The organism is Streptosporangium sp. NPDC004631, from assembly GCF_053601935.1.
Map to the genome: position 1 here is coordinate 195,904 of NZ_JBSGCR010000010.1, position 14,200 is coordinate 210,103.

Consider the following 14,200-nt stretch of genomic DNA (forward strand, 5'->3'; position numbering starts at 1 on the left):
ACATCAGGCGGTGATGGGCGACGGGATGGCTCTGTGGCCTGTATCACTCCCTCGCGGCATCGGCGGGAACAGCAGCGTGGCCCGCCCTCGCCGGTACAGCGCGGCAGGGCGGCCGATCTCCGGCGTCCTGAACTCCCCGATGGCCTCCACGAAATCCGCGGCTCTGGTCACCTTGCGCCGGAAGTTGCTGGGATCGAGCGGGAACCCCCAGATCACTTCGTAGATGTGGCGAAGGTCGGCGAGGGTGAACGGCTCGCGGCAGAACGCCGTGGCCACCGTCGTGTACTCCAGCTTGGCCCGGGCTCGATCGAGGGCCTCCTTGAGGATCTCAAGATGGTCGAAGGCGAGCTCGGATGAGAGCGCACTCTCGACGGACACCCAGCGGGCGGCCACGGCGTCGGTACCCGCTACCGGAGTGGGCAGGTCTGGGCCAAGCGCGAGGTAGGCCACGGTGAAGGTCCGGCAGCGCGGATCACGCCCCGGTGCGCCGAACGTGCGCAGCTGCTCGAGGTAGAGTGCGCGACCGTCGACCCCGGTCTCCTCGGCCAGCTCCCGCAGGGCGGCCTGATCAAGATCCTCACCCACCCGTACGTACCCCCCGGGAAGGGCGAGTCCTCCATCGAAAGGGGGTTTTCCCCGCTCGATCAACAGGACTCGTAGGCTTGCCTCGCGAACTGTGAAGATCACCAAGTCCACGGTCACCGCGGCGGACGTCGTACCGTCATACTTCAATGCCCGATTTATCACAACGACAGGATATCTAAGGTCGCCTTGACCTCAAGTCGACGGCACTATCACGGCCACGCCGATTATAACATCCCCCTGTTTCCACCTTTCTCCAGAATCACGAAGATCCTCGAGCTCCGGCACTGATTTCGGATGCTGTTGGTGATCTTTGGTGGGTCAGGTAGTGGGTGGCTGATTCTGACAAAGTCGCTGGAAGTGACTGATAGGTCTCTGTGGCCGCGGGGGCAGGTACTCACTGAGCCGAATGAGGTTGGCGCCTGCGGCGGTGAGAACATGCCGGACATGGGTCTTAGCCAGACCGTGGTAGCGACAATGACGTAGACCCGGTCCCGAACCCACATCGCCGGGGTTCCCCGCGGGTTGCTCGCCCAGGCGATCCGCGCCGTCTGGACCGGAATCCCCTTGCCTGAGTTGTGTCCCAGCGACATCGCCACCACCTCATCCACGAACCCGGCTCGCGCTCACGCCGATCGCGAGGACGTGCCGTCACGGGCGCGCCCCTCGCCCGTTCACACCGTGGGAGTTACACCGTGAGAGGGAGCGCGGATCCGTCCAGCGGCGGACGACCGGGTGGGAGGTGGCGGCCTAGCGTCCTGTGCGACAGTTCCGCACAGCAAGGAAACTCCCATGTTCAAGGACTCAGCCGACTTCAGGCGGGTGGCCTCCGGCACATTGCTGATCGTCGCCCCACTCCTCCAGGCGATCGCCGTCGTCCTCGACCCCGGCACCTGGGGCGACGACCGGGAGGCGGTCAGCTACGGCGACAACCCGGCCCTGGCGCAGGTCCAGTCGGCCATGTACCACTGGGCCTATCTGCTGATGGCCCTGGCGGCCCTCGGGCTGCTGCACGTGATGCGCCGCCGGGCGGTGGTCTTCGGGCACATCGTGGGCCCGCTCACCGTGCTCGGCTACGTCAACCTGTCGGGCATGCTGCTGACCGACCCGGTGGAGTGGTGGCTGGGGCGGCACCACAGCCCCGAGGAGAGCGCCAGGATTCTCGACGAGATGCTGAACCTGCCCGGCATCGTGTTCGGCTTCCAGATGCCCTGGCTCTTCTTCGCCATCTTCGGGCTGCCCATCCTGCTGGTCGGCGTCTGGCGGGCCGGGTTCGCGCACTGGTGGGTGCCGCTCGTCGTGGCGCTCGGATACGGGACCTCCCTGGTGATCCCGTACGGCCCGGCGACGGTCGTGGCGTGGGCCGTCCCGGCGGTCGCGCTGGGCCGGCTCGGCGTCACGATGCTCAGGATGAGCCGGGAGGAGTGGATCTCCTACTATCCGACCGCCGCCCCGGGCCGCACCACCCCCGACTCGTACGCGAACACCACCGCCTGAGCCCGGTCCCGCAGATGGAGCTTCATCAGCACCCGCGCCACATGGGTCTTGACCGTGGCCTCGCCGACGAAGAGCTCGCCCGCGATCTCGGCGTTGGTCAGGCCGCGGGCCAGGGACCGCAGCACCTCCAGCTCACGCGGGGTCAGCTGGGCGAGCTGCGGCGGCGGCGCGGGGTCGTGGCGACCGGCGAAGGAGGCGATGACCCGGGTGGTGACGGCCGGGTCGAGCAGGGCGTCACCGCCCACGACGACGCGGATGGCCTCGACGAGCTGCTCGGGCGGCGAGACCTTGAGCAGGAATCCGCTGGTTCCGGCGCGGAGCGCGGCGTAGAGGTTCTCGTCGGTGTCGAAGGTGGTCAGCATGACGATCTTCGGCGGGTCCGGCCGGTCGAGGAGCTGCCTGGCCGCGGTGAGGCCGTCCATGCGGGGCATGGAGATGTCCATCAGCACGATGTCCGGACGGGTACGGCGGGCCACCGCGACGGCCTCCATGCCGTCGGCCGCCTCCCCCACCACCTCCATGCCCGGCTCGCTCTCCACGACGAGCTTCAGCCCGGCGCGGACCATCGCCTGGTCGTCGGCGATCACGATGCGGACGTTCATCTCTCCCCCTCGCCCGGCCGTGCGCCGGCCTGCCTCGTCGTCGGCCTATCTGATCCGCTCATCGGCGAGCACCTCCTGGTGGGAGATCGGCAGGGAGGCGCGGACCCGGAAGCCGCCCTCGGGACGGGGGCCCGCCTCGAACGTGCCGCCGAAGAGCGCGGCGCGTTCACGCATGCCGACGAGACCGTTGCCCGTCGACAGCTCGGACGGGGCGCCACCGCCGCCGTCCAGGATCTCCAGTTCCACCGAGTTCTCGCGGTAGGAGACGGTGATCTGGATCTCGGAGTCGCTCGCGTGCTTGACCGCGTTGGTGAGGGCCTCCTGCGCGATGCGGTAGGCCGACAGGTCCAGGCCCGGCGCGAGCCGTACCGGCTCACCCCCGACGGCGAGCGTGATCCGCAGGCCGGAGGAGACGAGTGTGCTCACCGTGCCGGGCAGCAGGTCCAGGCCGGGTTGCGGGATGGCCTCGTCGAGCGGCATGCGCAGCGCGCCGAGCATGACGCGCAGCTCGTCGACCGCCTCACGGCCCATCCGTTCGATGCCGAGAAGCATCTCGTCGTTCCCGTCGCCGGTACGGCGGAGCACCCCGGCCTGCATGACCATCATGCTGACGCTGTGGGCGACCACGTCGTGCAGTTCGCGGGCGATGCGGATCCGCTCCTGGGCGACGGCCTCGGCGGCCTGGCGCTCCCTGTCGCGTTCCAAACGGGCGGCGTGGTCGGCCAGGTGGCGGGCCCTGGTGGCGTAGGCGTGCACGGCCAGGCCGGTGAGGTAGGCGGCGCCGAAGACGACCGTCAGGAAGACGACCTCCTCGAAGGGGAGCCAGCGGTGGTCGACGGCGCCCGAGTCGAAGACCAGGACACCGGTCAGCGCCCAGGCGAGGCTCCGTCTGACGGTCAGTTCGGCGCCGACCGTGTGAAAGACGATCAGCAGGGAGGCCAGCTGCCAGGTCTGGCAGTGCTCGTAGCCCTGCCGGTGCCAGAGGTACTGGGCGAGGATCATCAGGATGAAGACCGCGACCGGAGCCCTACGCCGGAACCAGATCAGCACGCCGGTGACGAGCGCCTGGCCGATCCACCACAGTTCGGGTGTCTCGGCCGCGCCGTACTCGACGGCGACGGTGAACGCCTCCAGCGTGCCGAGGGCGATGACCGCGAGACCGATCAGGAGGTCGGCTATCGGCACCGTACGGAGATGCCGGACGAACAGTACCGTGCGGAGGTGTCGGGCAGGGGGGAAGGGAACCGCCATGCGGGGAGACTAAGCCTTCGTGTCCTCCTTGCATATAGGACAAAACCTTCAGACAAGCCGCTTGCAAGTGGTCCGCAAGTCAGAACCTCGGGAAGGTCACACTTCGGACGAACCGGTTGGCGAGTGCGCTGTCACAGGTGCCGGGCGCGCAGAAGTAGATCATGAGAGCCGGTTCGTCCGGCCGCTCCACCGCCCACCCGGTGAAGTCGAGCTTGCCGCCACGCTGCGGATCGGCGATCGACCCCTCCAGCCGTACCGCGGACGCCCCGCCCACCCGCACCTGCACCGCCTCGGAGAACACGTTGACCGTGCCGGGCAGCGAGGACTGCAGGGTCTCCTGAAGCTGCTGGACCCCGCCGTTGGGAGCGAGCGTGTCCAGGGTCTGCGCGTAGATCCCGACGGCCTCCCCCGGGGAGTCCTTGATGATCTCGTTCACGGCCGCCCAGTCGGCGGTGACCGGCGTGCCGAACAGCGCTTCGAACTCCTCCCCCCTCGGCGAGGCCATCACGAACACGTCGGCGTGCGGGCGCAGGGTCCAGCCGCCGGGGTGCTCGAACGCGATCGGCACGGCGGCCGAACCCGGGTAGGGCGTCCACGCGTCGCCGCCCCGCAGGACCGTGGCGAGCACCGCCACCAGCGCGACGACCGTCGCGATCGCCACCCCCGCGCCGATGACGATGTTCCGGCCGCCCCGGCCGGACCTCTCCCCGCGTTTTCTCCCCGCCCCCTGCTCGGCCCGGCCCTTCGTCCGATTTTCCGCCGTCGAGGGGCCTGAGGTGAGCTGGTAGGACTGGCCGCTGATCGCGTCACGGAGTTCGGCGACGAACTCCGTGCAGGTGTCGTAGCGCTGCTCGGGCGACTTGGCCAGTGCCCGCGCCATGACGCCGTCCACCTCCAGGGGCAACTCGGGCCGGAGCGTGGTGAGCGGAGTGGGGGCCTCGGCCAGGTGCGCCCAGAGCAGCGCGATCTCGTTGTCACGCTGGAACGGCAGCCGACCGGCCAGCGCCTCGTAGACCACACAGGCCAGGCCGTACTGGTCACAGCGGCCGTCGATGTGCTCCTTGTTGATCTGCTCGGGGGACATGTAGCGGGGGGTCCCGATGAACTGGTCGGTCTGGGTCAGCCCGGAGATCGAGGTGCGGTGCTTGGTGATGCCGAAGTCGGTGAGGTAGGCGTGGTCGCCCTCGGTGTGGCCGGCGATCAGGATGTTGGCGGGCTTGACGTCCCGGTGGATGAGATCGTGCGCGTGGGCGGTGTCCAGCCCGGCGGCCACCTGGGCGAAGATCCGGTTGACCTGGCTGATCGGCATCGGCCCCCGGTCGAAGAAGAGGCGGCGCAGGTCGGGGCCGTCGACGTAGCGCATCGCGATGTAGAGCGTGCCATCCTCGGCGGAGTCGGCCTCGTAGATCGGGATGATGTTGGGGTGGTCCATGCTCGCGACCGTCCGCGACTCCAGGACGAAGCGCTGGCGGAACCGGTCGTCCTCGCCGAGCAGTGGATTGAGGATCTTCAGCGCCACCCGGCGGTTGAGCCGGGGGTCCACCGCCAGGTAGACCACGGCCATGCCACCTTTGCCGATGAGGTCCTCGATGTGGTAGCCGGCCACCTCCTGGCCGATCAGGGATCTGTCGTTCACGGTCGTCACGTCTCAGACGGGTGACCGCAGTAGCCGCAGAAGCGGTGGGCGGGCCCCAGCCGCATCCCGCACGCGGTGCAGTACTTCTGGGCGGCGGTGTCCATCGGCCGGGTTCCCGTGTCCCGCGCGCCCGGCTCGGCCCCGGGGTCCCGTGCGACCAGTACCGGCAGGCCGGGCGAGGTGGACGTCACCTTGGGCAGCGCGGGGAAGGATCGGCTGACCACCACCGTGGAATCGGCCACCTCCTCGGGAAACGGCCGCCGAGGCGGAGACGACGGGCTCAGGGGAAGCGGACCGGTCCCGGCGGAACGACTCGGCTCGGTGGGACGGCCCGGCCCGGGATCCCCCCCTGTGGCCTCGTCGGACCTGTCGCGCCTCCAGAGCAGGAAGGCGACGGCCGCCACGACCAGCACCAGCAGGGTACCGCCGACGATGAACGGCCACAGGGGAGGCGTGGATCCGCCCCCCGCGGCGGCGTCCGCCCTCCTGGCCCCCTCGTCCTCGGCGGTACCGCGCTTCTGCTGGGCCGTCTTCAGGTGCGCCGCGGCCACGGTGTGTCCGGGGTAGAGGTCCAGGACACGCTGGAAGGCGGGGACGGCGTCGCCGTAGTACTTGGTGTGGAAGCGGGTCAGCGCCTGCTCGAAGGCCGCGTCGATGGGGCCGCGCCTGGGCGCGACCTTGGCCTCGGCCAGCGCCTTGGTGATCTCCCGCACCCCGATCATCCGGCCGTCCTTGCCACCGCCGATCAGCAGCCCGACGACCTCGCCCTTCTTGTCCTCGATCACCGGCCCGCCGAGCAGGCCCCTGTCGACCAGCGCCCCCAGCTTCTCCGGCTCGTTGACCTTGTTCTGCGGGTCCTTGAACCGCCGGCCGCCCTCGCCGGCCCCTCCGGCACGCAGATGGGCGATGTCCACGGTCTCCGGCAGGTTCACCGCGGGCCGCGCGACGAACCCGGCGACCGCCACCGGTGAACCGTCCTTGTCGGGCACCGAGGCGGCGAGCGGCGCCGTAGGAAGCCCGGCGCCGCCGTCGGCGCGCCCGACGGGCGTCAGCACGGCGGGGCTGTCGGGGCTGTCCCCGGCGCGGACGATCTCGGCCTTGAACCCCTCCTTGTCCGGCGGGGAGATGTTGGGGAAGACGTGGATCTCGGTGGTGACGTCGACGATGCAGGTCGCCGTGGGCTGCTTGGGCGGGTAGCACTCCTGCAGGTGGTGGTTGAGCCGGTCGTCCTTGATCGTGTGCCGCTCGAAGTCCTCGGGAATCTTGACCTTGTGGTGCTCGGCAAAGATCTTGTTGGCGGCGTACACCGCGATGTCCCGGTCGGTCTTGACCACTCCGGTGAGGGTGACGATGGCCCCGTCGGGGTTGATCACGGTGCCGGTGCCGGTGCCGATCGGCACCTGGTAGCTACGTTCCACGTGGACGAGTTCGCCGATGTGATCCAACAGGGTGATGTCGACGCGGGCCTTGGCCTCGATCCTGACCACCGCCGGGGTCACCAGGTCGGTGATCCCGCTGGGGTGTTCGTGAGCCAGGGCAGGGATCGCCGCGGCGGCCACCAGAACGAGGCCACCGAGGGACGCCAGAGCAACACCGAACCGCCGCATAGCCACTCCCAATGGGGGATAAGGACAAGCCTGGCAACCGTAGTGCAGAAGTCAATAGAACGGTGCATAGACAAGCGCTTGATAAGGAAATAACCCGCGTTTCGCAAGCAAGCATGGTGGATGAGCCCACCGGCACAGCAGCCACAGCACCCGCATTACGGAACAAAGAACGCCATATCGGACAGGCCTCGGCACGTGATCTTTAATCGGCTCGCACTCGCCGACCACGGAGCCGCGTGGAGGGCGGGAGGCGAGGGCGCGTGAGCACCGCGGGAGCCGGCGGGAGCCGGGGGGAGCCGGGGGGAGATGCCTGGGAGCGACGGCATGAGCGCGGGGAAAAGGCCGCCGCGGGTCCATGGTGCGGGCGTCGGCGGAGGCAACGGCATGAGCGCGGGGAAAAGGGCCGGAGAGTGGGAAGGCCCGCTCGGGCGGGGAGGAGATCCCATCAGGCGCGCGGACGCGGAGGAACCGCGCGGGAGGACGCCCGATCAGACGCGCGGACGCAGAAGCACGGCGGGGTCGAAGCCGACCTCGAACGGCGCGAACAGGCCGGCCGTCCTGCCCGCCTCGTGCTTCTCGGCCGGCTTGTACTCGTCTCCCGCGAGCTCGTGGACGTACAGCGAGGGCCCCTCGGACAGCTCGACCCGCCAGTACAGAGGGATGCCCGCGGCCGCGTAGGCGGCCTTCTTCATGTGCCGGTCCCTCGACCGGGTGCTCGGGCTGACCACCTCGACCGCCAGCAGGATGTCGTCCGGCGCGAACATCAGCTCCGTCGCGGGGACGGTCTCCGTCCGCACCACGACGAGATCGGGGATGAAGAAGTCACGGGGACCCACCCCGAGGTTGACCTCCTGCAGCGGCTGAAACTCCGGTGGTGCGGCGTCTTCGAGGATCCGCACAAGGCGCAGGCTTGCATACTGATGCATAGGCGTGGGTGAGGGGCTCACCAGCAGGCTCCCGTTGAAGAGCTCGTAGCGGTTTCCGTCGTCGGGAAACTTGAGCAGGTCGTTGACGGTGAACGGCGGCTCTCCTGGAAGAACAGTCCGCCTGGCCGTCGGCTCCGTCGTTGCCATCGCGGTCACCCACTCAGTATCGGGAATCTCGCCTCTGTGCACATGCTACTTCCCGCAATTTCCTAACCCAAAGTAGCCAGCCTGTCACGATCGAACCAGTCCCGGGCGCCCTGCCGTACGGCGTCGTGGACCGCTCGGGCCACCCGGGCGCCCCAGAGCGAGCGGGGACCGCCGAACAGCTCCTGCGGGCCGGCGTCGCGTACGGCCACGCAGACCGCGTCCGAGGCGGTGCCCGTACCGGGAAAACCCTCCTCGGCCAGCGCCTGGGTCTTGGCCTCGGTGACCGTCATGACGGCGTTGACCAGGGCGGCGTCGCTCATCGCGACCGGGACGGCGACGATGATGTTGATCGTCCCCGGGAGATACATCGGCGCGAGCTCGGGATCGGGGACGCCGTCCGGGGCCGCGGCCCAGGTGGGAACGCGCAGGCCGACGGTGGCCACCGCCTCCACTCCCCCGTCCTCCGCCCGGGTGAACCGGTCCACCGAGGCTGCGGTCAGCATGCCGACGCCGGGTCCCCGCGGGGCCATCTCCAGCAGGTGGTTCACCGGGTCCATCCGCGAGTAGCCGCCGATCACCTGGGCGTTGAGCACCCATCGCAGGGGGCCGATGCCGCCGCCGACCATCGCCGAGGAGACGGCCCGCCAGCCGGGGCCGAACTCCCACAGCAGCGAGGCGAGCCGGGCCCCGTCCTCCTGGCGACGGCTCAGCCCGAGCGTCCACGCCGGACCGCTCCCGACCACGCCCTCCCGCTGAGGGGCCCGGTAGGGGACCGAGTCCTCCACGTGGGGGCTCGGGTTCCCGGGACGAGAGGTCGGGTTCCCCGGTGAACCCGGGTGTCCGGGATGGGGGCTCGGGTTCATCGCCCGTACCGGGTGGGGCTCGGCCACACCCTCGTCGTGACGGTCGGGGGTCAAGGGCGCTCCAGGTGGACCTCGGGCCGGCCGCCCACGCCGACGGCGACCCGGACGCGGGCGTCGAAATGCCGGCCGATCAGTTCTTCGGTCAGCACCTCGGCCGGGGCGCCGGAGGCCGCCACCCTACCGCGCGCGATGAGCATCATCGAGTCGGCGTACTGCCCGGCGAGACTCAGATCGTGCAGGGTCGTGACCACGGTCAGCCCGTCGGCCAGCCGGAGCCGGTCGACGAGTTCCAGGACCTGCTGCTGGTGTCCGAGGTCCAGGGCCGTGGTGGGCTCGTCGAGCAGGAGCACCGGGGCCTGCTGCGTCAGCGCCCTGGCGAGCACGACCCGCTGGCGCTCGCCACCCGACAGGCGGCCGAGCGTGCGAGAGGCGAACGAGGACAGGTCGAGCCGCTCCAGCACCGACCCGGTCACCTCCCGATCCCCCCGGCTCTCCCGGCCCAGATAGGCGATGTACGGCGTGCGGCCCAGCAGGGCGTAGTCGAAGACGGTCATGTCGACCGGGAGCGCCGGGGCCTGCGGGGCGTAGGCGATCAGCCGGGCCCGGTCCCTGGATCTGAGCCGGCGGGCGGGCAGGCCGTCGACGAGCACCTCGCCCGAGTACGGCAGCACCCCGGCCACCGCCTTGAGCAGCGTGGACTTGCCCGCGCCGTTGGCGCCGATGACGGCGAGCCAGTCACCGCCGCGCACCTCGAACTCAACCCCGGACAGTACGGTCCGCGCCTCCAGGACGACGGAGAGGCCCTTCACCCGGACGTGACTCATGCGATCGCCCCGGTCCCGTGGCCGGCCGCGTTCCGCAGGTCGCGTGGCCGGGCTGGCCGGACCGGACGGCACCGTCCGCTCACGTCTCCACCCCCCTGGTCATGCGCAGCACGGCCACGAAGAACGGCGCGCCGACGAAGGCGGTGACCACGCCGATGGGCAGTTCGGCGGGGGCGAGCACGGTCCGGGCGATCAGGTCGGCCAGGACCAGGAAGGCGGCACCGCCGAGCAGCGAGAGCGGAAGCACGGTCCGGTACGACCCTCCGGCCAGACGGCGGACCACGTGCGGGACCACGATGCCGACGAAGCCGATCAGTCCGCTGACCGCGACGGCCGAGGCGGTGGCCAGGGAGGCGGCCAGCAGCACGACGAGCCTGACCCGGACGACGTTGAGGCCGAGGCTGGCCGCCTCGTCGTCGCCGACGGAGAGGACGTCGAGCAGTCTGCCGTGCAGCAACATGGTCACCACCGAGACCAGGGCGTAGGGGATGACCAGCCTGATGTGACTCCAGTCACCGCCGACGTCGCCGAGGATCCACGCGTAGACCCGCTGAAGCTCCTCCACCCTGAGCTGCTGCAGGAAGGTCTGGATCGCGGTGAGGAAGGACGACACGGCCACACCCGCGAGGACCAGCGTGGCGGTCCCGCCGCCCCGGCCGGCCACGTTGCCCAGCGCGTAGGCGAGCAGCACACCGCCGATGGCCCCGGCGAACGCGGCGACCGGGATGAGCAGGGCGTTGTCGTTGCCCTTCATGAGCACGATCGCCGCCGTGGTCGTGAGACCGGCCCCGGCGGCGGCTCCCAGCAGGTAGGGGTCGGCCAGCGGGTTGCGGAACACCCCCTGATAGGCCGCGCCGGCGGCGGCGAGCAGCCCTCCGACGATCACGGCGAGCAGGACCCGGGGCAGCCGGAGCTCCCAGAGCAGTCCCTGCTCGATCGGGAACAGCCCCGAGTCCACCGAGACGAACGGCAGCCAGTCGAGCAGTTGCAGCGCGACCTTCCGCGGCGCCAGGTCCGCCGCGCCGATCAGCAGGCCTGCGAGCATGCTCGCCAGCAGGACGCCGCACGCCGCCAGCGCCGCCGGCAGGCGGAGTCGTGGCGCCCTCCGGACCGTGACGCCGGGGGGGACGCCCGGCTCCCAGCCGTCGCCCGAGAGGTTCGACGGGGACGTCTCGGGCGAGGTGCCGCCCGCGGCGGCGGAGGGGGCGGGGGCGCGGGGGAGGTCGGTCACTTAGCTGTTCGTGGCCTTCTGGACGGCGTCGCCGACCTGCTTGGCGAGGTCCACGACGCGCGGACCCCAGCGGGAGGCGACGTCGTCGTCAAGGGCGACGACCCGGTCGTTCTTGATCGCGGAAAGCCTGGACCAGCCGGGGCGCTTGGCGAGGGTCTCCCTGGACTGGCCGCAGCACTTGGTGTCGGCCAGGAAGACGAGGTCGGGGTCGGCCTTGGCGACGAACTCGGCGGAGAGCTTGGGGTAGCCGCCGGCCGCCTCGGGAGCCTTGTCGGCGATGTTGGTCAGGCCGAACAGCCCGTAGATCTGGCCGATGAAAGTGGTAGACGTAGCCGAATAAGGGGTTTTGTCCAGCTCATGATAGTAGGTGAGGTTCTTGCCCTTGGGTGCGGCGGCAGCGAGTTCCTCGATCTGCTTCTTCATCCCGGCGACGAGCTCGGTGGACCTGGCCTTGTTGCCGGTGGCCGCTCCGAGGTCGGTGATCTGGTCATAGGCCTCGTCGAGCCTGCCGGCCGCGGGCTCCAGCAGCACCGGGACGTTGAGCTTGCCCAGCTTGGCGACGACGCCGTCGGTGTCGTTGGAGAGCACGATCAAGTCGGGCTTCCTGGCGATGATCGCCTCCACGTTCGGCTGGAAGCCGGACAGGTCGCTCCTGGGGGCCTCGGCCGGATGGTTGGACTGGTCGTCCACCGCGATGACCTGGGGACCCGCGCCCACGGCGAAGAGGCTCTCGGTGGCGGAGGGGGACAGGGAGACGATCCGTTCGGGCCTGCTCGGGATCACGACCGGGCCGTTGCCCGCCTGGACCGTGACGGGGAAACCCGGCGCGACGGTGGCGGCGGGGGTGGCCGAGCTCACGGACGCGGTGGAGTTCTGACCGCACCCGGCCAGGGCCAGCAGGCCGAGGAGCGCGCCGGCGAAGACGGTACGTACGGGCCTCACGCGAGGTCCTTTCAGTCACCGGAGCAGGGGACCCGCGAAAGGGACGGATCACCCTTTTCCACGAGGGTTGACGACGTCGGCGCGGCGGCAGGCGACCTGGCTCGATCCAAAGGATCATGACAGTTGCGGGACAGCGCCGGACTCACACCGGACTTCGCTACACGCTGCGCGTCAGACAAACGTTATCAATCCCGCAGAACAGCCGGACGTCAAGGGTTTGCCTCCGGATTTCTCCCGGCCCGCCTCTGCGCGGGGGCGAGTGACCAACCTCGCGCGAAGGTGTGGCCGGTGCCGATGAGCGGGGCACGGGCCGGTGGGCGTTCCCCGCACGGGCCGGTGTGCGTTCCCCTCCGCGGCCCTAACCGAGTTGCCGCTCCGCGGTGGCGATGATCTCCTGCAGGCGCAGGCCGTGCGCGGCGTCGAGCGGATGACCGCCACCGCGCTCCACGGTCTCGGCGAACTCGGCGAGCATCACGGTGAAGACGTCGGGACCGAGCCGGTCGCTGTTGATCGACTCCCGGCCGAGCCGGCCGTAGACCTCCACGTGGGAGGGGGGTGTCTCACCCGGCACGCTCATGCACAGCGACGCCTCGCTGACCGCGCCGGTCTCGTGCTCCAGCAGCAGGCCGACCCAGCCCCTCGGGTTGCCGTGGGCGCGGACCGAGGTGACCCGGCCGAGCGCGGCGTCCAGCATGTCGATCATGTGCGGGCCGACGTCGAGGATCGCGCCGCGCTCCAGCCGCCACGGGGTGGCGAAGTCACCGCCGAGCATGGAGCCGGAGACGTTGGCCGCGTGCCCGCCGAACGGCTCGACGGCCGACACCCTGGCCAGGAACGCCCGGGTGGCCTCCGAGTAGCGCCAGGTGAGAACCATCTGGGAGGGCACCCCGGCCTCGCCGACCGCCTCGGCCAGCCGCCTGGCTCCGTCCAGGTCGGCCGCGAGTGGCTTCTCCAGCAGCAGCGCCTTGCCCGCCTTGGCCGCGAGCACGCCGAGCTCGGCCTGTACGGCGGGCGGCACCGAGAACGCGACCGCCTCGCAGTTGTCGAACAGCTCCTCGATCCGCTCGAAGACGGGGACACCGAATCTGGCGGCGACCTCGGGGCGCCGCGCCCACACACCCACCAGGCGCGTGTCGGGCCCGGCTGCCAGGATCGGCGCGTGCACCATCTCCGCCCACGGCCCCGCGCCCACCAAGCCCACAGATATCGTCACCGCCTCAGCTTCTCACGATCTCTTGACGCGCCGACGAACATCGATCGACATGTCTCCGCTTCCGGGTTTGCCCACCCCGGCCGGAGGGAAGGTCGCGGGGCGCCGGCCGGTCGGCGCGGACCGTACCGGCATGATGGGCGGCGTATGGACGAGATGATTCTGCTGCGGCACGGCGAGACCGAGTGGAGCCGGAACGGGCGTCACACCGGGCGCACCGACCTGCCGCTGACCGGCAGGGGCGAGGAGCAGGCGCGGGCGCTCGCGGCGCTGGTCAAGGACCGGCCCTTTGGCCTGATCCTGGTCAGTCCCGCGCTGCGGGCCCGCCGCACGGCGGAACTCGCCGGGCTTACCGAGCTCGCCGGCCACACGGCCTATGAGATCGACCCCGACCTGTGGGAGTGGGACTACGGCGGCTACGAGGGCGTCACCACCTCGGCGATCCGCGAGGCGCGCCCCGGCTGGTATCTGTGGCGTGACGGGGTCGTGCCCGGCGACGCCGGACACCCCGGTGAGAGCGCGGCGGAGGTCGGCGCACGCGCCGACCGGGTGATAGGGCGGGCGCGCGCCGTCGGCGGCGACGTGGTCGTGGTCGCCCACGGGCACCTCCTGCGGGTGCTCTGTGCCCGCTGGCTCGGCCTGCCCGCCCAGGACGGCCGCCTCTTCCGCCTGGACACCGGCACCCACTCGCGGCTCGGCTTCGAACACGCCGAACCGGTCGTGCTGAGCTGGAACGCTCCCGTCTGAGGCCGCACCGGGCCGGAGAGCCGGCTGCCGTGCGTCGGCCCGACCCGCATCGTCTACGAGCTCTACCGCGACGAGGTCGCCTACACCGAGCATCAGCGTCAGCCCCATGTGGAGCGTTTCGTCGCCGAACGTCAG

Annotated in this window: 13 protein-coding genes and 1 riboswitch; of the genes, 2 read left to right on the top strand and 11 right to left on the bottom strand. The window is 70.4% G+C overall.

The features are described 5' to 3' along the window. Window positions 1-3 precede the first annotated feature (3 nt). Window positions 4-747, bottom strand: a complete 744-nt coding sequence (locus ACWEF2_RS13495) for an NUDIX hydrolase (RefSeq protein WP_453814925.1) — start codon at window positions 745-747, stop codon at window positions 4-6. 627 nt (window positions 748-1,374) lie between these two features. On the opposite strand from ACWEF2_RS13495, the gene ACWEF2_RS13500 reads away from it, so the two are divergent. Continuing rightward, a complete protein-coding gene (locus ACWEF2_RS13500; RefSeq protein ID WP_453814927.1) occupies window positions 1,375-2,079 on the top strand; it encodes a hypothetical protein in 705 nt (234 codons plus the stop codon). Here ACWEF2_RS13500 and ACWEF2_RS13505 read toward each other — a convergent pair. The 10 genes from ACWEF2_RS13505 to ACWEF2_RS13550 all read right to left on the bottom strand — a co-directional run bounded on the left by ACWEF2_RS13505 (window position 2,019) and on the right by ACWEF2_RS13550 (window position 13,321). Further along, window positions 2,019-2,681 (bottom strand): response regulator, encoded by a 663-nt coding sequence (locus ACWEF2_RS13505; RefSeq protein ID WP_453814929.1) that lies wholly within the window; start codon window positions 2,679-2,681, stop codon window positions 2,019-2,021. The two genes, ACWEF2_RS13500 and ACWEF2_RS13505, sit on opposite strands and share 61 nt — an antisense overlap. A 45-nt stretch (window positions 2,682-2,726) precedes the next feature. Next, on the bottom strand, window positions 2,727-3,866 hold the full coding sequence (locus ACWEF2_RS13510; protein ID WP_453814931.1) for a sensor histidine kinase: 1,140 nt from the start codon (window positions 3,864-3,866) through the stop codon (window positions 2,727-2,729). A 145-nt stretch (window positions 3,867-4,011) separates the two neighbouring features. Further along, window positions 4,012-5,568, bottom strand: coding sequence for a serine/threonine-protein kinase (locus ACWEF2_RS13515; RefSeq protein ID WP_453814933.1), 1,557 nt, complete (start codon window positions 5,566-5,568; stop codon window positions 4,012-4,014). Window positions 5,569-5,573: 5 nt separating this feature from the next. After that, window positions 5,574-7,175: a hypothetical protein gene (locus ACWEF2_RS13520; protein ID WP_453814934.1), complete on the bottom strand. Its 1,602-nt coding sequence runs from the start codon at window positions 7,173-7,175 to the stop codon at window positions 5,574-5,576. 488 nt (window positions 7,176-7,663) lie between these two features. Beyond that, window positions 7,664-8,248 (bottom strand): Uma2 family endonuclease, encoded by a 585-nt coding sequence (locus ACWEF2_RS13525; RefSeq protein ID WP_453814936.1) that lies wholly within the window; start codon window positions 8,246-8,248, stop codon window positions 7,664-7,666. Window positions 8,249-8,310: 62 nt separating this feature from the next. Beyond that, a complete protein-coding gene (locus ACWEF2_RS13530) occupies window positions 8,311-9,165 on the bottom strand; it encodes an adenosylcobinamide amidohydrolase (protein ID WP_453814938.1) in 855 nt (284 codons plus the stop codon). Continuing rightward, a complete protein-coding gene (locus ACWEF2_RS13535) occupies window positions 9,162-9,935 on the bottom strand; it encodes an ABC transporter ATP-binding protein (RefSeq protein WP_453814940.1) in 774 nt (257 codons plus the stop codon). The genes ACWEF2_RS13530 and ACWEF2_RS13535 overlap by 4 nt, the downstream gene beginning before the upstream one ends. 79 nt (window positions 9,936-10,014) lie before the next feature. Then, window positions 10,015-10,980: a FecCD family ABC transporter permease gene (locus ACWEF2_RS13540; protein ID WP_453814963.1), complete on the bottom strand. Its 966-nt coding sequence runs from the start codon at window positions 10,978-10,980 to the stop codon at window positions 10,015-10,017. 186 nt (window positions 10,981-11,166) lie between these two features. Next, window positions 11,167-12,108: an ABC transporter substrate-binding protein gene (locus ACWEF2_RS13545; protein ID WP_453814942.1), complete on the bottom strand. Its 942-nt coding sequence runs from the start codon at window positions 12,106-12,108 to the stop codon at window positions 11,167-11,169. Window positions 12,109-12,176: 68 nt separating this feature from the next. Then, window positions 12,177-12,327: riboswitch (cobalamin riboswitch) on the bottom strand. Window positions 12,328-12,466: 139 nt separating this feature from the next. After that, entirely contained in the window at window positions 12,467-13,321 is an 855-nt protein-coding gene (locus ACWEF2_RS13550; RefSeq protein WP_453814944.1) for a Gfo/Idh/MocA family protein, read from the bottom strand. 144 nt (window positions 13,322-13,465) lie between these two features. On the opposite strand from ACWEF2_RS13550, the gene ACWEF2_RS13555 reads away from it, so the two are divergent. After that, window positions 13,466-14,065: a histidine phosphatase family protein gene (locus ACWEF2_RS13555; RefSeq protein ID WP_453814946.1), complete on the top strand. Its 600-nt coding sequence runs from the start codon at window positions 13,466-13,468 to the stop codon at window positions 14,063-14,065. Window positions 14,066-14,200 lie beyond the last annotated feature (135 nt).